20 protein-coding genes are annotated in these 24,169 nt (G+C 42.3%); 12 read left to right on the top strand and 8 right to left on the bottom strand.

Features of this window, described 5'->3' with window-relative positions; genetic code table 11:
• Nucleotides 1-408 precede the first annotated feature (408 nt).
• Nucleotides 409-2,055 (top strand): fumarate hydratase, encoded by a 1,647-nt coding sequence (locus LDO51_RS03930; RefSeq protein ID WP_225576435.1) that lies wholly within the window; start codon nucleotides 409-411, stop codon nucleotides 2,053-2,055.
• 85 nt (nucleotides 2,056-2,140) lie between these two features.
• Here LDO51_RS03930 and LDO51_RS03935 read toward each other — a convergent pair whose 3' ends face one another.
• Together LDO51_RS03935 and araD are read right to left on the bottom strand one after the other, a co-directional pair.
• Nucleotides 2,141-3,493, bottom strand: coding sequence for a polysaccharide deacetylase family protein (locus LDO51_RS03935; protein WP_225576436.1), 1,353 nt, complete (start codon nucleotides 3,491-3,493; stop codon nucleotides 2,141-2,143).
• A 272-nt stretch (nucleotides 3,494-3,765) separates the two neighbouring features.
• Nucleotides 3,766-4,464: an L-ribulose-5-phosphate 4-epimerase gene (araD, locus tag LDO51_RS03940; RefSeq protein ID WP_225576437.1), complete on the bottom strand. Its 699-nt coding sequence runs from the start codon at nucleotides 4,462-4,464 to the stop codon at nucleotides 3,766-3,768.
• Nucleotides 4,465-5,019: 555 nt separating this feature from the next.
• On the opposite strand from araD, the gene LDO51_RS03945 reads away from it, so the two are divergent.
• The 10 genes from LDO51_RS03945 to LDO51_RS03990 all read left to right on the top strand — a co-directional run bounded on the left by LDO51_RS03945 (nucleotide 5,020) and on the right by LDO51_RS03990 (nucleotide 17,782).
• On the top strand, nucleotides 5,020-5,832 hold the full coding sequence (locus tag LDO51_RS03945; protein ID WP_225576438.1) for a DeoR/GlpR family DNA-binding transcription regulator: 813 nt from the start codon (nucleotides 5,020-5,022) through the stop codon (nucleotides 5,830-5,832).
• Between the two features lie 240 nt (nucleotides 5,833-6,072).
• Nucleotides 6,073-7,065, top strand: a complete 993-nt coding sequence (locus LDO51_RS03950; RefSeq protein WP_225577207.1) for a substrate-binding domain-containing protein — start codon at nucleotides 6,073-6,075, stop codon at nucleotides 7,063-7,065.
• 142 nt (nucleotides 7,066-7,207) lie between these two features.
• Nucleotides 7,208-8,713 (top strand): sugar ABC transporter ATP-binding protein, encoded by a 1,506-nt coding sequence (locus LDO51_RS03955; protein ID WP_225576439.1) that lies wholly within the window; start codon nucleotides 7,208-7,210, stop codon nucleotides 8,711-8,713.
• Entirely contained in the window at nucleotides 8,706-9,695 is a 990-nt protein-coding gene (locus LDO51_RS03960) for an ABC transporter permease (protein ID WP_036949223.1), read from the top strand. The genes LDO51_RS03955 and LDO51_RS03960 overlap by 8 nt, the downstream gene beginning before the upstream one ends.
• A 13-nt stretch (nucleotides 9,696-9,708) precedes the next feature.
• Nucleotides 9,709-10,743 (top strand): ABC transporter permease, encoded by a 1,035-nt coding sequence (locus LDO51_RS03965; RefSeq protein WP_225576440.1) that lies wholly within the window; start codon nucleotides 9,709-9,711, stop codon nucleotides 10,741-10,743.
• Nucleotides 10,744-10,759: 16 nt separating this feature from the next.
• Nucleotides 10,760-11,629 carry an L-ribulose-5-phosphate 3-epimerase gene (locus LDO51_RS03970; protein ID WP_225576441.1) on the top strand — a complete coding sequence of 290 codons (870 nt, stop codon included), beginning with the start codon at nucleotides 10,760-10,762 and terminating at the stop codon, nucleotides 11,627-11,629.
• Between the two features lie 10 nt (nucleotides 11,630-11,639).
• Nucleotides 11,640-13,112: an FGGY-family carbohydrate kinase gene (locus LDO51_RS03975; RefSeq protein ID WP_225576442.1), complete on the top strand. Its 1,473-nt coding sequence runs from the start codon at nucleotides 11,640-11,642 to the stop codon at nucleotides 13,110-13,112.
• Nucleotides 13,113-14,102: 990 nt separating this feature from the next.
• Nucleotides 14,103-15,521 carry an NAD(P)/FAD-dependent oxidoreductase gene (locus LDO51_RS03980; RefSeq protein WP_225576443.1) on the top strand — a complete coding sequence of 473 codons (1,419 nt, stop codon included), beginning with the start codon at nucleotides 14,103-14,105 and terminating at the stop codon, nucleotides 15,519-15,521.
• An 84-nt stretch (nucleotides 15,522-15,605) separates the two neighbouring features.
• Nucleotides 15,606-16,109, top strand: coding sequence for a RidA family protein (locus tag LDO51_RS03985; RefSeq protein WP_036949217.1), 504 nt, complete (start codon nucleotides 15,606-15,608; stop codon nucleotides 16,107-16,109).
• 206 nt (nucleotides 16,110-16,315) lie between these two features.
• On the top strand, nucleotides 16,316-17,782 hold the full coding sequence (locus LDO51_RS03990) for a hypothetical protein (protein WP_225576444.1): 1,467 nt from the start codon (nucleotides 16,316-16,318) through the stop codon (nucleotides 17,780-17,782).
• Nucleotides 17,783-17,835: 53 nt separating this feature from the next.
• On the opposite strand, the gene LDO51_RS03995 is transcribed toward LDO51_RS03990, so the two are convergent.
• From LDO51_RS03995 to LDO51_RS04020, 6 genes are all read right to left on the bottom strand, one after another.
• Nucleotides 17,836-18,159 carry a type II toxin-antitoxin system RelE/ParE family toxin gene (locus tag LDO51_RS03995; RefSeq protein ID WP_225576445.1) on the bottom strand — a complete coding sequence of 108 codons (324 nt, stop codon included), beginning with the start codon at nucleotides 18,157-18,159 and terminating at the stop codon, nucleotides 17,836-17,838.
• Nucleotides 18,134-18,364: a ParD-like family protein gene (locus LDO51_RS04000; protein ID WP_225576446.1), complete on the bottom strand. Its 231-nt coding sequence runs from the start codon at nucleotides 18,362-18,364 to the stop codon at nucleotides 18,134-18,136. Before LDO51_RS04000 ends, LDO51_RS03995 begins: the two co-directional genes overlap by 26 nt.
• A gap of 140 nt (nucleotides 18,365-18,504) precedes the next feature.
• Nucleotides 18,505-19,260 (bottom strand): ABC transporter ATP-binding protein, encoded by a 756-nt coding sequence (locus LDO51_RS04005; RefSeq protein ID WP_225576447.1) that lies wholly within the window; start codon nucleotides 19,258-19,260, stop codon nucleotides 18,505-18,507.
• Nucleotide 19,261: 1 nt separating this feature from the next.
• The gene (locus LDO51_RS04010; RefSeq protein ID WP_225576448.1) at nucleotides 19,262-20,245 is read right to left on the bottom strand and encodes an iron chelate uptake ABC transporter family permease subunit; all 984 of its coding nucleotides are present in this window, start codon (nucleotides 20,243-20,245) and stop codon (nucleotides 19,262-19,264) included.
• Complete coding sequence (locus LDO51_RS04015) at nucleotides 20,232-21,194, bottom strand: ABC transporter permease (RefSeq protein WP_225576449.1); 963 nt, start codon at nucleotides 21,192-21,194, stop codon at nucleotides 20,232-20,234. The genes LDO51_RS04010 and LDO51_RS04015 overlap by 14 nt, the downstream gene beginning before the upstream one ends.
• 3 nt (nucleotides 21,195-21,197) lie before the next feature.
• Entirely contained in the window at nucleotides 21,198-22,193 is a 996-nt protein-coding gene (locus LDO51_RS04020) for a siderophore ABC transporter substrate-binding protein (RefSeq protein ID WP_225576450.1), read from the bottom strand.
• 202 nt (nucleotides 22,194-22,395) lie between these two features.
• Between LDO51_RS04020 and LDO51_RS04025 the strand changes: the two genes are divergently transcribed.
• Nucleotides 22,396-24,069: a glycoside hydrolase family 13 protein gene (locus LDO51_RS04025; RefSeq protein ID WP_225576451.1), complete on the top strand. Its 1,674-nt coding sequence runs from the start codon at nucleotides 22,396-22,398 to the stop codon at nucleotides 24,067-24,069.
• The last annotated feature ends 100 nt before the right edge of the window (nucleotides 24,070-24,169 follow it).

Consider the following 24,169-nt stretch of genomic DNA (forward strand, 5'->3'; position numbering starts at 1 on the left):
TTCACTCTGTATTTTATTTATTATCTCCAGAATGCTAACCAACCATAAATGATTCATTAATTCGCTAACCCATTAAGGTATTTATGGAAAAATTGAATGCATAAAATCTAAATTAACTGCCCCGCGATAACATGAATAACAAATAGTTAAACTCAATACCTATAATTAATTTATGTGATTAGCTTCATACTTTGAATTTGAATATTAGTTTCTTGTAAAAGTTTAACCAAAGTCATATTTTCTTTTACATCCCTTTGAATATAATGAGTAATTATTCTAATTGCATTCAGACTATTATCCCTATAAACGATTATCCCGCCTGACAAAACAAGCGGTATTTAGAATAAAAAGCCTATAAATAATTTATTTATTATATTTTCCGCTAAAATTAATATGTGAGTGAGCAAAATGGCTAATAAAGAGTTTTTTTACCAAGAACCTTATCCGCTATCTGAGGATAAAACCGAATATTACCAAGTCTCTGATAAATATGTTTCCGTAGAGCAATTTGCTGGGAAGCAAATGTTAAAAATTGAGCCAGAGGCTTTAACCTTTCTTGCTGAACATGCAATTTATGAATCCCAATTTTTTTTAAGACCTGCCCACCAAAAACAAGTGGCGGCTATCTTGCACGATCCTGAAGCGAGCGAGAATGATAAGTATGTCGCCCTGCAATTACTGCGTAACGCCGAGATTTCTGCGAAAGGTGTTCTGCCAAACTGTCAGGATACGGGAACCGTTGCCGTCGTCGGGAAAAAAGGCCAACAAGTTTGGACTGGTTGTGATGACGAAGAATACCTCTCTCGAGGCATTTATAACGTTTTCCAACACGAAAACCTGCGTTTTTCGCAAAATGCCCCACTGGATATGTTCAATGAAGTCAATACAGGCACGAACTTGCCAGCGCAATTTGACATTTTTGCCACCACGGGTGATGAATACCATTTCTTGTTTGTTAACAAAGGCGGCGGCTCTGCAAATAAATCCGCCCTTTATCAAGAAACTAAAGCAACACTGACCCCGGCTAAGTTGAAAAACTTCTTAATTGAGAAAATGAGAAACTTAGGGACAACCGCTTGCCCACCTTATCATATCGCATTCGTTATCGGCGGTACGTCCGCAGAAACCACGCTGAAAACAGCCAAACTGGCTTCGGCAAAATACTATGATAACCTGCCAACGACAGGTAATGAGTATGGCCGTGCGTTCCGTGATGTTGAGCTAGAAAATGAGTTATTAGAAGCGTCACGCCATCTCGGCTTTGGTGCGCAATTTGGCGGCAAATACTTTGCCCACGATGTGCGTGTTATTCGCTTGCCTCGCCATGGTGCTTCTTGCCCGATCGGTTTAGCCATTTCTTGCTCCGCTGACCGCAATATCAAAGCAAAAATCACCAAAGATGGCTTGTGGCTAGAGAAAATGGAGCATAATCCAGCACAATATATCCCTGAATCGATGCGTCATCAGACAGAAGGGACCGTGGTTCATATCGACCTCAACCGCCCAATGAAAGATATTTTGGCCGAGTTGAGTAAACACCCTGTGTCGACCCGTGTATCCCTCAGTGGTCCACTGATCATCGCTCGCGATATCGCCCATACCAAGCTCAAAGAGCGCTTAGATAATGGTGAAGAGCTACCACAGTACTTTAAAGATCATATGGTCTATTACGCAGGCCCTGCGAAAAAACCTGAAGATATGGTGTCGGGTTCTTTAGGCCCAACAACGGGTAACCGTATGGATCCATACGTTGACCTATTCCAATCCCATGGCGCTAGCATGTTGATGTTAGCAAAAGGCAACCGAACTCAAGCCGTGACCGATGCGTGTAAAAAGCACGGTGGTTTTTACCTTGGTAGCATTGGCGGCTCCGCGGCGATTTTGGCGCAAGAATTTGTGAAAAGCTTAAATTGCCTCGAGTACCCAGAGCTAGGTATGGAAGCGGTATGGAAAATGGAAGTAGAAGGGTTGCCAGCCTTTATTTTAGTGGATGATAAAGGCAATAACTTCTTTGATATTGTGCAGAATGACACCTGCAAGAAATGCGTTAAATAAATAAAAAACAGGGTGAGCCATTTTTATTCGACTCACCCTGCTTTATTGACCTGCCGTTATTTTCAGTTTTCTATTTATCAACTTTCTATTTATCAACGACAACGTTCTTATTCACCACATCCTGCTCGCTATTACCTACCATTAAAGCAAATTTGCTAATCGGGTCAGTACTGTAGGCGTACAAGCGTTTTAGGGCATAAGGGTTATCACCGAGCTTTACCTTACCTTGGATGGTGGACACCGCAATATGTAAGCCCGCTTCTTTTGCCGCATCAATCGCCGTTTGGTTATAGGCGCCGAACGGGTAAGCTAAATAACGCTGGTCCCTTTCGAATTTAGCCAACGCTTTCATTGAACGTTTAAAATCCAGCATGATGGTATGCTCTTTACGGCTAAAGATAATCGGGTTATTACGATTATCTAAGCGATGTAAAAAGTGCGTATGGGATTGAATGTTGAAAACATCTTGGCTCTCTTTAATTTCCTGTTTACTCATAAATTGCAGAGAATCTGGATCCCATTTTTGTGGCTGAGTTTTGATACGCGAAGAGATGACAAACAGAGTCGCCTGTTGCTGGTTATCTCTTAAAATAGGCAACGCATAGCGATAAACGGATTTAAGGCCGTCATCAAACGTGAGTACCACGGCACGCCCTGGTAAATTTGCATTCTTATTTAAATAACCTTCCACATCTTCGAGTGATAATGTTTGATACCCCATATCTTTGAGGTAATTCATTTGCTCACGAAAAGCATCAACCGAAGTTGTCGTCGAAGTATGACGAAAGTTTTTATTTTCACTGTCTTCGAGAATATGGTGATAAGTAAAAATAGGAATACCTTTATCAATCGCTACATCACCCAAGCGAACATAACCCAGACGATCACCGAGACGAATGGTTAACCATGAGGTTTTGTCCCCATCTTCATCCGTTTTGATCATCCGAGCCAGTACTGGATAACGTAAATTTTCCCATAAGGAGGCGATTTGCCGTGAATCTTCATCAGTTGCACTGAATACTGGCGTTTTTTGGCTCGTAATCAGATAATCATAAACTGGGTTTTTAAGATCGTTTAAACGGTCATCTTCAGGGACATTTCGAGGCTTCTTTTTGGATATCTGAGTGCTTTTAACATAAGCGAAATCATTACCAAACTGTAGGGCATTATAGTCACCATTTGGACTATAGGCGTAAAAACCATTGTCTGGATTAATTTCACCAACAATACGCATTTCGCCGCCTACAATAGCAAAAATATTCTCTGGCGCTTTTGTCTGAATCAATTTTGGGGGTATATCCACAAGCTCCCAATTATCAAGATTGATAGCTTTTGAACCACTGATTATTAAATTATTATTTTTTATATCCGCAGCATGTGAAACAGAAAAAAAATTAACGAAAAAGGTCAAAAATAGAAAAAGTACTCGATTAGACATGTCCTTTCCACTCAGTATCACCAATACACCGCGCCAGTTTAAACCGACTTACAATTTAACCCTATACCCTGATAAAAATATTTTTTCATGGCAAAGCCACGATAATATTTCCGTGGCTGTTGTTATAGATAATTTGTATATGGTAATTGTGTATGGCATTCAATGAACACTGAGCAAGTTAAAACCTTTCAATTAAATGAAAAATAAATTTATCAATTTATTAACAATAAAATGAATAGTCTTAAAATAACGTATTTAAAAAGAAATAAACTCTACTTTTGTCCGTAATACGCATTTTTCCCATGTTTACGTAAATAATGCTTATCCAGTAGTTCTTGCTGCATATCGTCAATTTGAGGAGTCAATTGACGCGTAAATAAATTCATATAAGCAATCTCTTCCAACACCACAGCATTGTGTACCGCATTATGAGCATCTTTACCCCAAGCAAAAGGGCCGTGGCTATGAACTAATACCGCGGGAATGTCCTTTGCAGAAATTCCGAGCTGTTTAAATGTTTCAATAATCACATGCCCAGTTTCTCTCTCATATTCACCCGCAATCTCACTTTCTGTCATTTTACGGGTACAAGGAATTTCACCATAAAAATAATCGGCATGTGTGGTGCCTAATGCACTTAGCGGTAAGCCGGCTTGTGCCCAAATGGTTGCATGTCGCGAATGGGTATGAACGATACCACCAATCTCAGGAAAGGCTTGATATAATGCTAAGTGGGTATCGGTATCTGAAGAAGGTTTATATTTTCCTTCGACAACCTCACCGGTGGTTAATGAAACGACCACCATGTCATCCGCCTTCATGGTTTCATAATCTACCCCGGAAGGTTTAATCACCATCAAACCCGCTTCTCGGTCTACCCCACTGACGTTACCCCACGTAAACGTCACGAGCTTATGTTTTGGTAATTCAAGATTCGCCTCAAATACTTGCTGTTTTAATGTCTCCAGCATGATTACCTCCCCAGGTGTAATAAAGATGGCGTGAATACAATATGAAAATAGCGAGTCATATCAACGACAAGGTTCTCTTTCATTCTCTATTTACTGTCGATGAATAGACGTTGTTCTGATTATTAAGGTAAACAGATTTAGCTGAATAAAAAAGCCCAACACTTTACAAACCATTAACAAATCAACATAACTAGGTCACATTCGGTCATACTCGGTCTAATTAAAACAAAAATACACCTAAATAAAATGACCGAATATGTGAAAGTTGATGAGTTCTTTGTTTTATTTCTGGCTATATACCGTCATATTTAGTGATCTAATTAACAATTAAAATGAAAATGAAAATATATTTTTCATATAAGCGTGATGATTAGCACTATAAATAGTTTTGTCTGTTTCTAACCGTTATTACATGAGTCGAATCACGACAAAAAAAATTCAACACTGGCACACTATTTATCGTGGAAAGAATGTTTATCGTGGAAAGAATGTTTATCGCGGAAAGAATGTTTGTCACAAAAATAATAAATGCCATGGGCTGAAAGGAGTTTTGAGATGCTACAAGCTGAACGCCACCGATTAATTTGCTCCCATGTTTCTCAACATGGCTCAGCATTAGTGCGCGATTTAGCCCAGCTTTGTCACGTTTCTCAAGAAACTATTCGCCGAGATTTAACGGCATTAGAACGTGAAAAACGTTTAATTCGTAGTTTTGGCGGCGCGGTTGCCACTGAGCACGATGAAAGCCCAGTACTGAACGTGATGCCCTCTTCGGTCAAACTCAGTCAAATGGTGGATGGTGCAGAATCCTTTCGTAAAAGAACGGAAGAAAACCCAGACGCGAAAATGAAAATCGCCAAAGCGGCGTTGAAGTTTATTCAGCCGGGTGACTGCATCATGATGGATAACAGCAGCACATGCTGGTTTCTGGCAAGGCAAATACCCGATATCGATATTACGGTCGTCACCAATTCCGTCAAAATCATTCAAGCATTAGCATGCCGAGACCGTGTTCGTGTCATTGGTATTGGTGGAGAATATTCAGAACGCCATGACGATTTTCATGGTCCCATTTCTGAAAGTATTATCCGCAGCTTTCAAATAAAAACGTTATTTCTATCATGCCAAGGATTCAATATTGAAACTGGCGTTCGAGATGGCAGTGAAGTTAATGCCAAATTAAAAAATATTATGATTCAGGTTTCTGAAAATTGTGTGTTATTAGCAGATAATAATAAATTAGACCAATATGCTTTTAGCCAAGTTTGTACCTTAAATGATATTAACGTGTTAATTACCAATAAACTTAATGATAAAAATTTCAAACAAGTATTTCCAAAGTTAAATATTATTGAATGTGATAAATAGTATTCAGTGTGATAAAGAGTATTTATATCGATGATTATCGCAGCGTAACTAAGTGAGTAAATTAAGCAATTTGTTTTTATTTTAAATAACCGAATTACACCAGGCAGTAAAGAAAATCTATTAATTAAATTAACGATTAATAGAAATTAATTATATCTATCCGATTAAACAAAACATTAACCCTATGTTGATGAGCATGGTTATATCTGCACATCATCTCTGAGGAATATAACAATGAATATGAAAAAATTAGTTTTACCTTGCTTAATGGGCGCCGCACTGTTTTCTAACATAGCGATGGCTGAATCACCGAAAGCACAAAAACCCTTTACCATGGGTGTCGTAGTTAAAGTGGGGGGAATTCCTTGGTTTAACGTCATGGAGCAAGGGATCACTGAAGAAGGTAAAAAACTGGGTGTTAATGCATTCCAAGTGGGTCCAACCACCGCCGACCCAGCAGAACAGGTTCGTGCAATTGAAGATTTAATCGCGAAGAAAGTCGATGTTATCGGCGTCGTTCCTAATGATGCAAAAGTCCTTGAGCCAGTGTTAAAACGCGCCCAAGAAGCGGGCATCAAAGTGATTACTCACGAATCCCCAGATCAAAAAAATGCGGATTGGGACTTCGAATTACTGGATACCCAAAGCATGGGCGCTAACCATATGAAAGATATGGCAGCATGTATGGGTGAAGAAGGTAAATACGCCATGTTCGTCGGCAGCCTGACTGTACCATTAGTCAACGAATGGGCTGATGCGGCTATCGCTTACCAAAAAACACACTATCCAAAAATGCAGATGGTCGATGACCGCTTTGGTGTCGCGGAATCCGTTGATGATTCTATGCGTACCTCAAACGACCTGCTATCTAAACATAAAGATCTGAAAGGCATCATGTCGTTTGGTTCTCAAGGGCCTATCGGTGCGGGTCGCGCTATCGACAAACGCCGTAAAAACGCAGAAACCTGTGTCTTCGGTACGTTCACGCCAGGTCAAGGTATCAAATTGTTAGAAAAAGGCGCGATTGACGGCGGTTATATCTCTAACCCGAAAGTGGCTGGTCAAGTTTTCGTTCAAGTCGCGACGGCAATGATGAATGGCGAAGAGATCAAAACGGGTGTCAGCATCGGCGATATGGGTGAGATCAAAGTGAGTGGCAACACGATCCTCAGCGACAACCCAGTTAACCTGAATATTGAAAACACCAAAAAGCTGGTTGAAGTCGGTCTGTAAGTTCGCGCTACATAATAAAAATACGATAACAGTATTATTTTGTTCCACATAGTTTAAGTGACAGCAGCACCCTATTTAGGTCTGATAGCGGTGTCTGTTGCCACTCTGAATCTGACGACACAGTCAACACCAGGACTCCACTATGACAGCCGAAAAAAACTCCCCACTGATTACATTACGGGATCTTTCCAAAAGCTTTGGTGGTCATCGTGCATTGCGCAATATCGACTTGACGCTAAACAAAGGTGAAGTTCACTGTTTAGCGGGCACCAATGGCTGCGGAAAAAGTACGTTAATTAAAACCATTAGCGGCGTTTATGCTCCCGATGAAGGTAGCGAAATTGAAATAGATGGCAAGCGATACTCTCGCCTAACGCCAGACAAAGCACGAGAGCTTGGCGTGCAAGTTATCTACCAAGACTTATCCTTATTTCCTAACTTAACCGTGGCAGAAAATATCGCCTTTGAACTGAATTTAAACGGTTATTTTGGTTGGTTTCAAAAAGGAAAAGTGAGGGAAAAAGCATTACAAATTCTCAAAGAACTTGAGTTCACTATTGACCCTGATACCCCTGTACAGTTTTTACCAATTGCCCAGCGCCAGCAAGTTGCCATTTGCCGCGCACTGGTGGCAGATGCTCGCTTAGTGATCATGGATGAGCCAACGGCTTCGTTAACACGCACTGAAGTTAATCAGCTACTTTCTACCGTAAATTACTTAAAAAACAAAGGTATCACCGTTGTTTTTGTCAGCCATCGGTTAGAGGAAGTGAAAGAGATTTCTGACCGCATTACCGTTATTCGTGATGGCCAGAAAATGGGCACATGGCCAGCAGAAGACCTGACCACGCGTAAAATCACCGAGCTGATGACAGGGCTTGATATTGTTCATGAGCGCAAATTACCCAATAACGCAGAAGAAACTCACACGGTCTTAGAGCTGAAAAACCTTAGCCGTGCTGGGCAATACCAGAATATTTCCCTGTCGTTAAAGCGCGGTGAAGTGCTGGGGCTATGCGGATTATTAGGCTCCGGTCGTACCGAGCTTGCTCTTTCTCTGTTTGGGATAACCCGCCCTGACAGCGGCGAAATGATTGTCGAAGACAAGCCAATTATCTTCAAAAACAATGCCCAAGCCATCAAACATGGTATTGGCTATGTCTCAGAAGACCGTCTGACACTCGGGGCAATTTTACAGCAATCTATCGCTGACAATATGGTGATTTCGATTTTAGATCGCCTGAAAACCCCTCTGCATCTGATTGATGAGCAAAAATGCCAGCAAATCGTTCAAGAGTGGATCACAGATTTGGATATTAAAGTAACCGACCCAAACAATGCTCTCTCTACCTTATCTGGCGGGAATCAGCAAAAAGTGGTGCTCGCCAAATGGATCCTGACCCGACCTAAAGTGCTGATCCTCGATGCTCCTACAGTCGGGGTCGATATCGGCGCTAAAGACAGTATTTACAAGCTGATCCATCGACTGTCTGGTGTTGGGATCGCCATTTTACTGATCACCGATGAAGCCTCTGAAGCTTTCTACAACTGCGATCGCATTTTACATATGAAGCAAGGATCTATCGTCAAAGAAATTGTGACGGATTCCATGACTGAGCAACAATTGGAGGAAATCATCAATGGCTAATTGGCAAAAACTTCGTCCGCAGTCTGTTGAAGGCTGGCTTATCTGGGTGATCCTCATCATGGTGGTATTTTTCACCTTAATGAGCCCACAATTTCTCACTATTCAAAACTTGCTCGACTTAAGCGAAAGCTATGCGGTCACCGGTATTTTTGCACTGGGGTTATTCGTGGTACTGGTCACTGGCGGTATTGATATCTCTTTCGCCGCCGTTGCCTCGGTTGTCCAATATGTGATAGCCACTTTCTTACTGCAAGGATTACTCGAAAGCCCAACCCTCAGTATCGCCCTTGCGATTGTCATCGGGATCACCTTTGGGTTGATCAACGCGATTTTGATTTACTCCCTCAATGTGGTGTCGATCATTATCACCATCAGTATGCAATCTTTGCTGTTCGGCATGCTGATGTGGCTAACCAATGGACACAGTATCTATGACTTACCGGATTGGTGGGTGGATCCTGTCACTATCCTGCCTTTTGAAGTGGATGGTGAATATTACCAAATTGGTTTGCCATTGATAGTGATGTTAGGGATCGCGTTTTTAACGTGGATCTTAATGAACAAAACCCATATTGGTCGCCAACTGTATGCGGTGGGCGGCAGCCAAGAATCGGCTTCACGTATTGGTATTCGCGTCTGGGTGATTTATCTGTTTGCTTACGGTTATCTCGGTGCTATGGCTGCTATCGGCGGCATGCTGCAAACCTACCGCATGAGTGAAGTTGTTCCAAGCGCATTGGTTGGTGGGGAATTGGATGTGTTGGCGGCGGCAGTATTAGGCGGTGCAAGTTTATCCGGCGGTCGCGGTAGCGTTATCGGTACGCTTATGGGGGTTTTCCTCATCGGTATCTTGAAAAATGGCCTGAACTTGATCGGGGTGTCTAACTACTTCGTCAATATCGTCATCGGTATGGTCATTCTTATCGCGATTTGTATTACTCACTACAAAAAGCGTAAAGAGACGGACGTAGGCTTTGTTTAACAGGAATATCACCATGAAAAAACAAGATTTTTTTAAAATTGATGGCTCTGTTATCGGACTGCTTTCAATCTTTTTGGTCGCCATTGCAGCTTTCAGTATCGCCATGCCAGGGCACTTTTTTACCCAAAATACTTTTTTAAGTATTACGTTTCAGTTGCCGGAGCTGGGTCTTCTGACCTTCGCCATGTTTGTCCCGATGTTAAGTGGTGGATTAAACCTCGCTATCATCAGTACTGCTAACTTAACTGGCCTATTTATGGCTTGGGTATTTATCAATTACTTGCCTGTTGATGCGGGAACGGGCACACAGCTAATGTGGTTAGTCTTTGCGTTAATCGGTGCCACGGTTATCGCCGTTATTATCGGCTGCTTAACTGGGCTAATGATTTCCCATATTGGCGCTCACCCGATTTTGGTCACTCTCGGTTCCATGACCATTATCAGTGGTATTGGCGTTTACCTTACCAAAGGCGCCGCACTTAGTGGGATGCCGCTAGTAGTTCGCGCCATTGGCTCTGACACCGTTTTTGGTATGCCGATTGCCATGATTATCTTTATTGTGACTGCAATTATTTTGGCACTGTTTTTAGGTCGTACCCGTCTTGGTAAAAATATTTACATGAGCGGCAGTAACATCAATGCGACGTGGTTTAGTGGCGTGCGTACCGACCGTGTGATGATCGCGATTTACACCATTTCCAGCCTGCTGTGCGTATTGGCAGGGCTCATTATGATGGCACGTTTTAACTCCGCTCGTATGGGATATGGAGACTCTTATTTACTGCTGACCATTTTAGCCATCGTACTGGGGGGTACAAACCCATTCGGCGGTGTCGGTAAAGTCAGCCGCGTCTTCTGCGCCTTGCTGGTTCTGCAAGTCATCGCGACTGGGCTTAGCTTGTTGGGCATCAGCCTACACTTCAATCTCGCGGTTTGGGGTATTACGTTGATCCTCGCTCTCGCCTTCAAATTCTTTAAAGAAAAATGGAGTGCGAAACGTGCAATGACCCGTAATCAACGCCTCAATAAAGCATCCGTACAAAATTAACTTACAGGGAATAAAGATGACTATTTCACGAAAAAATCCGATTGGTATCTATGAAAAAGCCCTTCCAAAGCACAGTAGCTGGACCGAAAAATTAGCTATCGCAAAAGCAGCAGGATTTGATTTTGTCGAGATGTCGGTTGATGAAACGGACGAGCGCTTAGCCCGTTTAGATTGGAGCTTGGAGCAACGCCTTGAATTAGTAGCTGCTATCCAAAAAACGCAGGTACGCATTCCAACTATGTGTCTATCGGGTCACCGTCGTTTTCCATTTGGTAGCCATGATGAAAATACGCGTCAAAAAGCCCGTGAACTCATGACAAAAGCCATCAAATTGGCTCAAGACCTTGGTATCCGTACCATTCAATTGGCGGGTTATGATGTGTATTACGAAGAGCAAGATGAAGGAACCATCGCCCGTTTTGAAGAAGGCATGCAATGGGTCGCTGAAATTGCTGCCGCCTCTCAGGTGATGTGCGCTGTCGAAATCATGGATACACCCTTTATGAATTCAATCACTAAATGGCAAGCCCTTGCCGATAAAATTCGCTCACCGTGGTTCCAAGTTTACCCTGATGTCGGTAACTTAACCGCTTGGGGTAGTGATGTTGCTACCGAGTTAACCAAAGGCATCGAAAATATTGTTGCTCTGCATCTGAAAGATACCTACGCCGTAACAGACAGTTGCAAAGGTCAATTCCGTGATGTGCCATTTGGCGAAGGGTGCGTAGATTTTGTGGCTCTGTTCAAACAGCTTAAGCAGCTAAATTATCGCGGTACCTTCTTAATTGAAATGTGGACGGAAAAAGCCGATGAACCGCTGATTGAAATCATCAAGGCGCGCCATTGGATTGAAGATAAAATGCAGCAAGCGGGCTGGGAAAACTAAGGAGCCAACAATGAGCACATTTTTCATGGGTGTCGACCTTGGGGGCTCCGTGATCAAAGCTGGGATCTACAGCCCTGAAGGCCAAGAGCTGGTGGTTGCTGAGCACCCTTTTCCCACTGAAAGTCCGCAAGCTGGGTTTAGTGAACGCAATATGGAAACCCTATGGCAAGTCACCTGCGGCGTGATCCGTGAAGCCATCGCCAAAAGCCAGTTGTCGCCATCACAAATCGCAGGCATCAGCTTTTCCTCTCACGGAAAGGGGCTATATTTACTGGATAAACACGGAAAGCCTGTCAGAAACGGCATTGTTTCCTCGGATTCCCGCGCACAAACCATTGTCGATCAATGGCATCAAAATGGTACCGCAGAACAAGCCTATCCGCTGAGTTTGCAGCAACTTTGGGCATCGCACCCCGTCGCCCTGCTGAATTGGTTAAAACAATATGAGCCAGACAGCTATCGCGATGGTCGCTATGTTTTAATGGTTCACGACTATATTCGTTATCGATTAACTGACCAGCTCACTTGCGAAGAGACCAATATTTCGGGAAGCCAACTCTATAACCCGACAACGTCGAGTTATGATTCTAAACTCTGTGAATTGTTTGGTATTGAAGAAGCCAATGACAAACTCGCGCCAGTGATTAATTCCGCACAGTCTACGGGTTGCGTCACAACCCATGCTGCAAAAGAGTGCGGTCTTAAAGAAGGTACCCCAGTATTTGGCGGGTTCTTCGATGTGGTGGGGGCAGCGCTGTCATCGGGTGTTAGCCAAAAAGATAAACTCAGTGCCGTCGCTGGAACCTGGACTATCTCCACGCGGGTTTTCGACAAAATCATGCCTGCCGATTACCCTTATGTGTGGGGCAAATACTGTATTCCAGGCACCTATTTTGTTCATGAAGGCAGCCCAACCTCAGCCAGTAACCTCGCTTGGTTCACGAGACACTTTTTTGACCAACGTTTGCAAGATTACAAAGTGCTCAATGCTTGTGTTGCCGAAGGGGCTACACGGCAAAACGATATCCTGTTTTTCCCTTGGTTATACGGTTCTAACTATCACAGTAACCTGCATGGCGGGCTACTTGGGTTAAGCTCCCATCATACTGAAGGGGATATTGCCTACGCCATTTATCAGGGAATTGTATTTTCTCATTTGCTGCATCAAGACCGTATTGTTGGCATTGATAACTGCACTCAAGCTATCCGCTTTACGGGTGGACCAACCAATTCGGCGTTGTGGATGCAAATGTTCTGTGATGCCAGTAATCTGCCTCTTGAAGTGGTTGATGTTCAGCAGTCAGGCTGCCAAGCCGCCGCGCTGTGTGCCGCAGTCGGCTCTGGGTATTATTCCGGGTTTGATACCGCGATTGCCTCAAGCACACCAAAAATCACTGCCTATCAACCTAACCCTATTGCTCATCAGCAGCTGCGGGATAAGTTCGCTCGCTTTAAAGCGGTGGCTGATGCATTGAGCCAGTAATCTCAGAAACGCCTCCCTATATCGTTACACAATGATAAAAGGGAGGTATTTTTAGCCAATGATCCCCTACCCAGTTTCCTCGCCTTAATCTATTTACCGCTCAATCAAAAAAATATTTTTACTCATTTAACACTTTATTAACTCACATTAATTTGTTTGAAAAATAGGCAAATGTTAAATGAAAAAATAACCTTATATTCTTTCTAATGAATTAATTAGAGCAAATAAACAGCAAAATGAAAAATAACCCCTCTATCATAGTGAGAAATGAAAATGCAAAAAATCAGCATAAAAAAAACACTAAAATTAGTAGTGTTAATGACCCGACATTAATTATGAACAATTAACCAGCAAATACTCGATAGGTGAGTTTTTTCTATATTTCGATTAAATTTTTAAAGTAAGTTAAATTATTTAATAAAAAGGCGAGAATGACATGATAAAAATAGAGATGAAAATTTAAAATCAATGTATTCATATAGATACAAAATATTAATACCTTAGAAAAAAATAATCACCACCTAAATACCCGAGTTAATATAAGGCTTTACCAAAGATAAATTAATTGAGTGTAAATTCATCAACTGGTGATTAAATAACTAAAAAATTTAACTTAACCTTTATTTTTTAGGTAAAAAATGAAATGAAACTTAATCGAAATTTAGCATAATCAACTGATATTAATTATTTAACCCTTCCTCAATATAAACACTGAAATATTTATCTTATCTTAAATTTAGATATTTACACCTGTACACTTTTTCTGACATTAACAATTAAAATTGCCTATTTCTGCTATTGATAAAATAATCAAAATTGCGACAAACCCCCAACAACACTGACCAGATCAAATAACTCACTCAAACTTTTCACTCAATTTTATTAACAAATACTTTCGATACTTAACAATTTCAAAATATATGATAAGATCATCATCTCAATTTGAAATTATTTACTATATAAAAAACAAGATTGTTATTGAGGTTATAGATGAAAATCTCGAGAAGAAAACTATTATTAGGGGTTGGTGCTGCTGGTGTTATTGCTGGGGGCGCAGCTGTTGTCCCTATGATCCGCAGAGAAGGTCGTTTTGAAGCTACACCATCGCGTGTACCAGCAGTCGCAGGTACCGAAGGTAAATTACCAGCATCTGCTGATGCAGTCGTTATCGGTGCAGGTCTGCAAGGCATCATGACCGCGATTAACCTGAAAGAGCGCGGCTTAAACGTTGTTATCTGTGAAAAAGGCGTTGTCGGCGGCGAACAATCGGGTCGCGCATACAGCCAGATCATCAGTTATAAAACCTCTCCAGCTATTTTCCCATTACACCACTACGGAAAAATTCAATGGCTCGGCATGAACGAAAAAATCGGTGCTGATACTAGCTACCGTGTTCAAGGCCGCGTTGAAGTCCCTTCAAGTGAAGAAGATCTGGAAGTTGCAAGAGCGTGGATCAAATCTGCGTCTGAAAACCCAGGTTTCGATACGCCACTGAGAACCCGCATGATTGAAGGTCAAGAACTGGCTAATCGTCTGGTTGATGCACAAAGCCCATGGAAAATTGGTGGCTTTGAAGAAGATTCAGGTAGCCTTGACCCAGAAACTGTTACCCCAGCAATGGCTAACTACGCAAAATCAATTGGTATTCCAATCTACCTGAATTGCGCAGTTCGTGGCTTAGAAACTGCAGGCGGTAAAATTTCTGACGTTGTGACTGAAAAAGGCGCAATCAAAACCTCTCACGTCGTTCTGACTGGTGGTATCTGGTCACGTCTGTTCATGGGTAACTTAGGTGTCGATGTCCCTACTCTGAACGTTTACCTGTCTCAACAGCGTATTACTGGCGTTCCAGGCGCACCTAAAGGTAACGTTCACCTGCCAAACGGTATCCACTTCCGTGAACAAGCCGATGGTACTTACGCAGTTGCACCACGTATCTTCACCAGTTCTATCGTGAAAGACAGCTTCCTGTTAGGACCTCGCTTCCTGCACGTATTAGGCGGCGGTGAATTACCATTAGAATTCTCTCTCGGTAAAGACCTGTTCAACTCATTCACTATGGCAACCTCTTGGAATTTAGACGAGAAAACACCATTCGAAGAGTTCCGTACAGCAACTAACACACCAAACAATGAACACTTAGATGGTGTGCTTGATCGCCTGAGAAAAGAATTCCCAGTATTTAAAGAATCTAAAGTTGTTGAACGTTGGGGTGGTACCGTTTCTCCAACTGATGACGAGATTCCAATCATTTCTAAAGTTGAACAATACCCAGGTCTGGTTATTAATACCGCGACTGGTTGGGGTATGACTGAAAGCCCGGCGGCTGGTCGATTAACTGCTGAATTGTTAATGGACGAGAAGACATTTATCGATCCAACGCCTTATAAACTGTCTCGTTTTAACTAATTAAAGCGAAACACAATTAGATGGAACCTATCGAGTACCTTACAGTCTTAATAGGTTCCTACTTTCATATATAAAGGAGTTATTATGCGCTACAAAACTTTACTGCTTTCCTTACCTTTAGTTTTAGGTGTAGCAACTGCAAACGCAGCAGACGATGTGAAACGTGTTCCAGTTAAAGGTTTCCCAATCGCTGAATCAGTAGAAATCAGCGCGAACAACAGCCTCATCTTCCTGAGCGGGAAAGTTCCTTCTAAAATTTCTAAAGATGCTCCAGAAGGTGTTTTAGAGTCTTACGGTAACACCGAAGTACAAACAATCAACGTTCTGAAACAAATTCAAGCGACTCTGGGTGAAATGGGTCTGACTATGAATGACGTTGTTAAAATGCAAGTTTTCTTAGTTGGTGGTGATGAAACTAAAGGAACTATGGACTTCGCTGGCTTCATGGCTGGCTACAACAAGTTCTATGAAACTGAAAAAGTGACCAATCTGCCAGCTCGTTCTACCTTCCAAGTCGCTAAACTGGCTAACCCAGCTTGGAGAGTGGAAATTGAAGTAACCGCCGTTCGCCCAGCAGCTAAAAAATAATGTTTAACTGATAACGAACGCCTAAAACGGCCGACTATTTATTTCCGCTTTGGCTTGGAAGTAAACATTAGCGGCCGTTTTTGTTTCCCTTCTCTTTGTCTTCCTTCTCTTTTATTGCCATCCACATTACTATTGCTCTTCCTTGATAAATACTTGCATCGTATTCCCCCCAAATTTGAATACGCTGAAACACCGGTAGGAAGACCATGATTAAAGAATCTCTGAAAATCCACGGTAAAAAGCAGTTTGAAATCAAACAGCAAGTCTTTTTCCCTCGAAAATCAAAAGAGATCCGCTACCAAGTTGAAACGTTCTTTTTTCTTCCAGCATCGATGCAAATTAACCCGGATCTCTACACCCCTTCAAATCTTCAGCGCAGCTTAAAAAACTATATTCGACTGCGAGCGCCTACGGTACAACTTTCTTCTATTCCCGCAGAAGGTGGGCTAGTCGATGAATTGAAAAGCTGGTTGGAACGGCTAGATCCTGAGTTACCACCAACATTAGATGAATATGAAAACCATCTAAAACGCTTTGCACTTACATTTAAACGCAGCGTGCGGCTAACCCTGAAAATGGTATCTCAGAACTCTCAACGACAAACTGAAGAGTACATAACAGGGATGCTGGCAGACATTGAACACGGGCTTAAACGCTATCGAGAACTCAGTATCTATGCAGCACCAATTGAGAGCGTCATCCAATCCAACGCTTTCGCTTATTGCGATGAGTTTATGTCTCATTACACCTTGTTTTACTTACAGGATTTATTAAAAGACAAACAGCTTCCTCTGCGCGATGAAATTCGCCATCTGTGGTATCAAGAAATGCGTTACTTGAAAAAACTCGCACCTGATAGCTTTCCACATGATGAAAACGATGCAGAGATGGTCACCTATCGACGCAACCTGCTGAAAAAATATATTAACCGTTATCTCTATTTAGAGATCCGCCACAAACGAGGCCTTCCATTACTGTTGCACTCCATTTATGGTATTGCAGCCGCAATTTCGATGATTTTCGCTACATTTATCGCCTTTATGTGGCAAGGTAAATACGGTGCGCTCAGCGCCAATTTATTCTTGGCGATGGTGATTGGTTATATCTTTAAAGATCGCTTAAAAGAGATTGGCCGTGAACAGCTATATCGGTTATTTCAACGCTGGATCCCTGACCGTCAATTGCGTATTTATCGGGAAGGGGTCAAAGAGCCGGTTGGGGTATGTAAAGAGTCATTCCGCTTTCTAAAAGAAAGCACCCTATCCCCTGATATTCATGAAATGCGCCAAAAGTCCCACTGGGTGAATTTGGTCAATGTGCAGCGCGTGGAAGATATTCTGTATTATCGCAAGGATGTCACCTTGCACAGCCATTCTGCGGCCTTTATGCAGACTCAATCATCTATTGTGGATATTACACGGGTTAATATTTCAGACTTTTTGAAATATCTCGATATTAGCTATGAAGAGTTGATGGTTAATGATGATGAACCCGCGATTATTGGCGAAAAGGTTTATCATATTTACCTGTGCCGCCGGGTCATCATGAATAAGAAAGCCTACAATGAATTAGCGCGTTTAGTGGTGAATGCTGATGGCATCAAGCGCCTTGAAATCCTTCAGCCATTGGATGAGCTAGACAGCGACGAAAATATTACGATCCCACCGCAATAACATTTCTATACACTAAAACAAAAATGGCGGCATTATTTGCCGCCATCTTATCATTAACTCATCCAAATCAAATCAGCTTTAGTCCGTTTTTTCTGATTATCATAGAAGTTTTCATGTGAACCAATAGTGAGTAAATACAACTCTAATTTTGATGAAATCCATGAATATCCCAACAATGCAGTCAATTCATTAAGCCGAAATTTATGAACTCTAAGGTAGCTTAAATCCCCTTTTTTTTGCTCACCAATTAACGGATTTTTAATGATTTTATCAATTTCGTCTTCCACAATTTTGGCATCATGGTCAGACATTTTCTTCAATGATTTTTCAAACCTAGCTGATTGATAAACATCAATCTCGTTTTGTTCTTCTGACATATCGAGATACCTTGTTATTCTCGACTTCAGCTTTTGCTAAGAGCATTTCTTCGATAAAGCTATAAGATAGATCAGGGTTTTCTTCAGCAATCCTGCCAATTTTCGCCCAATGTTCAATTTGCTTAGGAACACTTCTGCTTTTCGCTTCAGCGTGAATTTTAGCATCAGACACAAATTCATCATCTAATCTGACTGAAATGGCCATAATGTTCACCTACTCACAAAAGATTAACCACAAGACAGAAATGTCTCACTTGTAGCTAATGTTAGTCCAAAAGAACATTTTACGCAACAAATTGTCGCATAATGCAATCTTAAGTTTCTTTCTTTTATTCTAAATAAAAATCAGTAATACAGCGCGATACGTTGTCCATCCAGCTCTTTGACTTCCAGCGGTGTATCGAAAATTTCCTCTAAAATCTCAGATTTCATGATCTCTTGAGGCTCGCCATGGTAAGACAAACGCCCATTTCGCAGCGCCACAATATAGTCTGAATACACAGAGGCAAAGTTAATATCGTGGATAACCAGAATGATGGTTTTGCCTAGCTCATCCGCCGCGCGGCGCAGTAATTTCATCATGATCACCGCGTGCTTCATATCCAAGTTATTCAAAGGCTCATCCAACAGCACATATTCGGTATCTTGGCACAGTACCATTGCCACATACGCACGCTGACGCTGGCCACCAGAAAGCTCATCAAGGTAACGATGGCGAAACTCAATTAAGTTCAAAAACGCCAGAGATTCGTCGATTTTCTGTTTGTCATCCAGTGTTAAGCGCCCTTTGGTATAAGGATAACGCCCAAAACCAACCAGCTCCTCCACCGTTAAACGGCTAGCAAATTGGTTTTCTTGGCGAAGTACCGATAAACAGGTTGCGAGTTGGTCGCTTGGTGTTGTCGAGACATCCAAGTTATTCACTTTGACATAACCGTGATCCGCCGATAATAAGCGACCAATAATCGACAACAGCGTTGATTTACCTGCACCATTTGGACCGATGATTGAAGTAACACCGCTATTTTTAATATTGGTTGTAACGTTATCTAAGACCTTAGTATCTTGATAACTTTTCGATATCTGATGAATTTCAATCATACTAAAACCTTCTTAACACCATATAAATAAAGAATATTCCACCGACAAACTCGAGTACCACAGACAAGGTGCCCGCTTTATTTAATCCATATTCAAGAACCAGCTGTCCGCCCACTAATGCAATCACACCGAGTAGGAAAGAAACCGGCAATAAATAGCGATGCTGGCTGCTTCCTGCGATGTAGTAAGCCAAGTTAGCCACCATCAAGCCAAGGAACGTGAGCGGGCCCACCAGCGCCGTGGAAATTGCCACTAAGACAGAAATCAGTAATAAGATTACGGTGACTTGCTGACGGTAGTTAATCCCTAAATTCACCGCATTAGCTTGTCCCAGTGCGAGCACGTCGAAGCAGTAGCGCATGCGCCAAAGCAGAATGCCCACAATCACAGTAATCACCAGTGTGAACAGAATCAGTTCCGGCGTTCCTTTAGTGAAAGTCGCAAACATCCGGCTTTGTAAGATGGAAAACTCATTCGGATCCATCAATCGTTGCAGCAAGGTCGCCACACTGCGAAACAGTGTTCCGAGGATAATCCCCACCATCAAAACTAAATTGATATTCATTTTGACGGAGATAAACAACCAGCGGTACAGCAGTACAGAGAAAATCACCAGCAGGGACGATTCCAGTAAAAACTTACCAATATTCAACAGCCATGATGCGGGAAAACTATCGGTATAAAACACAAAGATAGTTTGCAACAGGATGAACAATGCCTCTAACCCCATAATGGATGGTGTCAGAATTTTGTTATTAGCGATAGTTTGAAACAGAACCGTCGACACCCCAGAGCCAAACGCCACAATGATCATCGTCAGCACGATATAACCACGATGGGGCAGAATATACGCGAGATTACTGCCCAAATTAATGGTCATGTACAAAATGATCGACAGCACTGACAGCATAGCCAACAAACCGATGCGCTGGATTGGCGTAAACGTTTTTTTCACTGGCAAACTTAATGAATTAACTTTTTCCATAACGCTGATGCTTTAACAAGAGATAAAGGAAAATAACCGCACCTACGACACCTAAAATCACACTCGCAGGAATTTCAAACGGATAACGAATTAAGCGACCAATAATGTCACACAGCAGCACTAAGCCGCCGCCTGCCAAACAGATCCATGGGATAGTTTTACGAATATTATCCCCCATCACCAAGCTAATCAGGTTCGGGACAATCAACCCTAAGAATGGCAATGCGCCGACGACAACCACCACCACACCGCTGATTAAGGCGATGATAGATAACCCAATGGTCATTACTTTCTGGTAGTTCAAGCCAACGTTAACGGAAAACTCACGCCCCATCCCTGCCACTGTAAAGCTATCAGCAATTAAACAGGCGACTAGTGTTAAACCACCCACCAGCCAAAGCAGCTCATAGCGACCTTGTAAAATACTGGAAAAATCCCCGCTCATCCAAGCACCTAGAGATTGAAGCAGGTCAAAATAGTAGGCGGTAAAAATGGTGAGCGCGCTGATCACTGCCCCAAGCATAATGCCAACTAACGGCACTATTAGGGCGGACTTCAGAATAATCCTGCGTAAAATCAGCATAAACAGCGCTGTACCTAGCAGTGCAAATCCACTCGCCACCACCATTTTGGTCATGATAGACGCGGTTGGATACAGGATCATCACGAACAGTAAACCAAGGCTCGCAGATTGCGTGGTGCCAGCAAGGGAAGGTTCGATAAAACGGTTTTGGGTGAGTAGCTGCATGATCAGCCCCGCGACACTCATGGCGCTACCTGCAAGGATCAAGGCGGCGGTGCGAGGGATACGACTCACAAAAAAGATATCTTGCATCTCGGGATCAGTGAAAAGCGAAACGGGTGACACATCACCCGCTCCAATAAACAAGCTTAATACCGCTAATACCAATAACGCGATGATACCAAAAAAGAGATAAAGCGTTTTCATTGATTAATTCGTTTTTTTCTTCTCTAGAGCTTTGTTTACATCATCCATTAATTGGGAATATGTTTGGATACCACCAGCGATGTAAACCGCTGAAGAATCTAAATAAGCTACTTGGCCTTTTTCCCATGCGGAAGTTTTTCTCACTAATGCATTGTCTAACACGTCTGCCGCAGGTTGCGCATCTTTCGCACCAATAGCGCCATCACGGTCGATAACAAATAACCAGTCTGGATTCAGTTTTAATAACAGTTCTGAATGCACGATATTACCATGACGGCCAGTATCTTCAGTGAAGACATAAGCAGGTTCGAAGCCTAATACATCAAAGATAAAACCAAAACGGGAACCTGGGCCATAAGCAGAAATTTTACCGCCACTCACTAAGATCACCATCGCTTTGCCCGCTTCAGGGGTTTTGCCTTTGATATCATTAATTTTGTTTTTGAAATCAGAAACAAGTTTATTCGCTTGTTCTTCTTTACCAAATAACGAACCTAACAGCATCGTACGTTCCATCAGGCTATCAATAAAATGTTTGTTATCAATGTCCAGAGAAATCGTTGGTGCGATACCGCTTAGTTTGTCATAAGCATCGCGAGCACGGCTGCCACCTAAAATCACATCAGGCTTTACACTGCTGATAGTTTCATAAGCCGGCTCAAATAAGCTCCCGCCATTAATATATTCTGAGGAGCGATATTTCTCTAAAAACTTCGGGAAATAGACGTTAGTTTGTGGAACACCAATCACCGGAATACCCAGCGCATCGATGATGTCTAAGGTTTCCATGTTCATCACAAACGCACGTTGTGGATGGCTAGGAATTTCAGTTTTGCCTTGAGCATGTTCAACGACAATCGTTTGTTTTTCAGCTGCTTTCTCTGTTGCTGGCTGCTCGGTCGTTGGCGCTGCAGTTTGTGTTTGCTTAGCGTCATCACAACCCGCTAACGCAACAACGGATAATAGGGCAAACCCTGAAACTAATGATTTTGCGAACATCTAAATTTCTCCACCTTTCAATGTGATTATCGTTAGTCATAATTCATGACCCGAAGATGGCGGATATCTTACATGAAACATAGCGCTAATGATATTAGTTTGCATTTGCATTTCGCAAAATAATGATGCATCGCACAAAAACACACATTGCCTATATTTAAAGTAATTTACTGACATCTTACTTTGATTAGGGAGAAACAAAATGGCTCAAGCATGGTGGAAATCCGCAGTGGTATACCAAATCTACCCTAAAAGCTTCTATGACCATAATGGCGACGGTATTGGCGATATCGCAGGTATCACCGCCAAGCTAGACTATATTCAATCTTTAGGCATAAACGTGATTTGGCTGTGCCCAATTTTTGAATCACCGATGAAGGATAATGGCTATGACATTGCCAACTATGACAGCGTCGATCCGGTTTTTGGTAGCAATGATGACCTTGATATTTTAATCAGCCAAGCTTCGCAGCGTGGCATTAAAATCCTACTGGACTTAGTGCTTAATCACAGCTCAAACCAGCACCCTTGGTTCGAAGCTGCCCTTGCCGATCCCAACAGCCCTTATGCAGGCTATTACCAATTTATTGAATGGGATAAACCCACTCCACCGAACAATTTACGCACCTACTTTGATTGCCCAGTGTGGACTCAGGTTCCAGATAGCACTCGCTGGTACTTCAACTCTTTCGGGCCCGAGCAACCGGATCTTAATTGGGAAAACCCACAATTACGCCAAGAAATTATCCAAATGATCAACCGTTGGATAGCCAAAGGAATTGCAGGGTTCCGCATTGATGCCATCGGCAATATTAAAAAATCCCCTGAAGCCCTCTCACCTTATCAATTCCCTCCCGATCGGGAAGATGGTTCCGCGTCTTTAGTTCCTTGGGTGGTTAACCAACCGGGCATACATGAATTTTTAAAAGAGCTCGCCAGCCAAACCTTCCACCCTGCAAACTCAATGACGGTGGCTGAAATCGATGTTTCTCCGCAGGATCTTGCTGACTATATCGGGGAAGATGGGGCATTTTCTATGGTGTTTGACTTCAGTATTGCGGATCTCGATATTGCCAAGCAGCCTCCGTTCTCCCTTGCTCCAATCACAGGCGAACGTTTAAAACCTGTTTTCCTAAAAAGCCAACTCACGACCCAGAAAGTGGGTTGGGGTGCACCTTATTTAGAAAATCATGATCAACCGCGCTCACTGAACAAATTCTTACCGAAAGGCGCCATATCCCCTATCGCCGAAAAAATGTTGGCGATGTTCTTACTGACTCAGCGAGGCACACCATTTATTTATCAAGGGCAAGAAATTGGCATGACGAACTGCCCACTGACATTAGACGAACACCATGACTTGCATCTTTTTAAACTTTACCAATGGGGTAAAACTCACGGATATTCTCACACCACCATGATGAACTATTTTACTCAGCGTAGCCGCGACAATGCGCGCACACCATTTCAATGGAATAACCAACGTCATGGCGGATTTACAACAGGAATTCCATGGTTGAAAGTTAATCCTAACTACCGAGAGGTTAATGCCGCCACCCAACAGCAGCAACCCGATTCACTTTTCGCGTTTTACCAGCAATTAATTACCCTACGCCGCCATTCGCCGATTAGCGATATTTTGGTCGAAGGTGAATTTTCAGACATTAACGCCCCTGAACCCGTTATTGCTTATCGACGAACATTAGGTTCACGCGCCATCGATATTTACTGTAATTTCAGCGATAAGCCGCAGGCTATTCACCAAAATTATCGCCGAGTATATTTAAGTAATATTGCAAATACCCATGACGATAATCAGCCAATTACCCTACAACCTTATCAATCAATAATTTTTGAAGTAGAGAAAAGTGAATAACTCAATTAACCACTCCGAATAAGTGTAATTAAAGATAAATAATCACCCGATATTTCGATATCGATCATAATCGAGTGATAGTGATTCAATTATGCATTTA

The sequence above is a fragment of the Providencia alcalifaciens genome (genome assembly GCF_020271745.1).
In the GTDB taxonomy this organism is placed as follows: Bacteria; Pseudomonadota; Gammaproteobacteria; order Enterobacterales; family Enterobacteriaceae; genus Providencia; species Providencia alcalifaciens_B.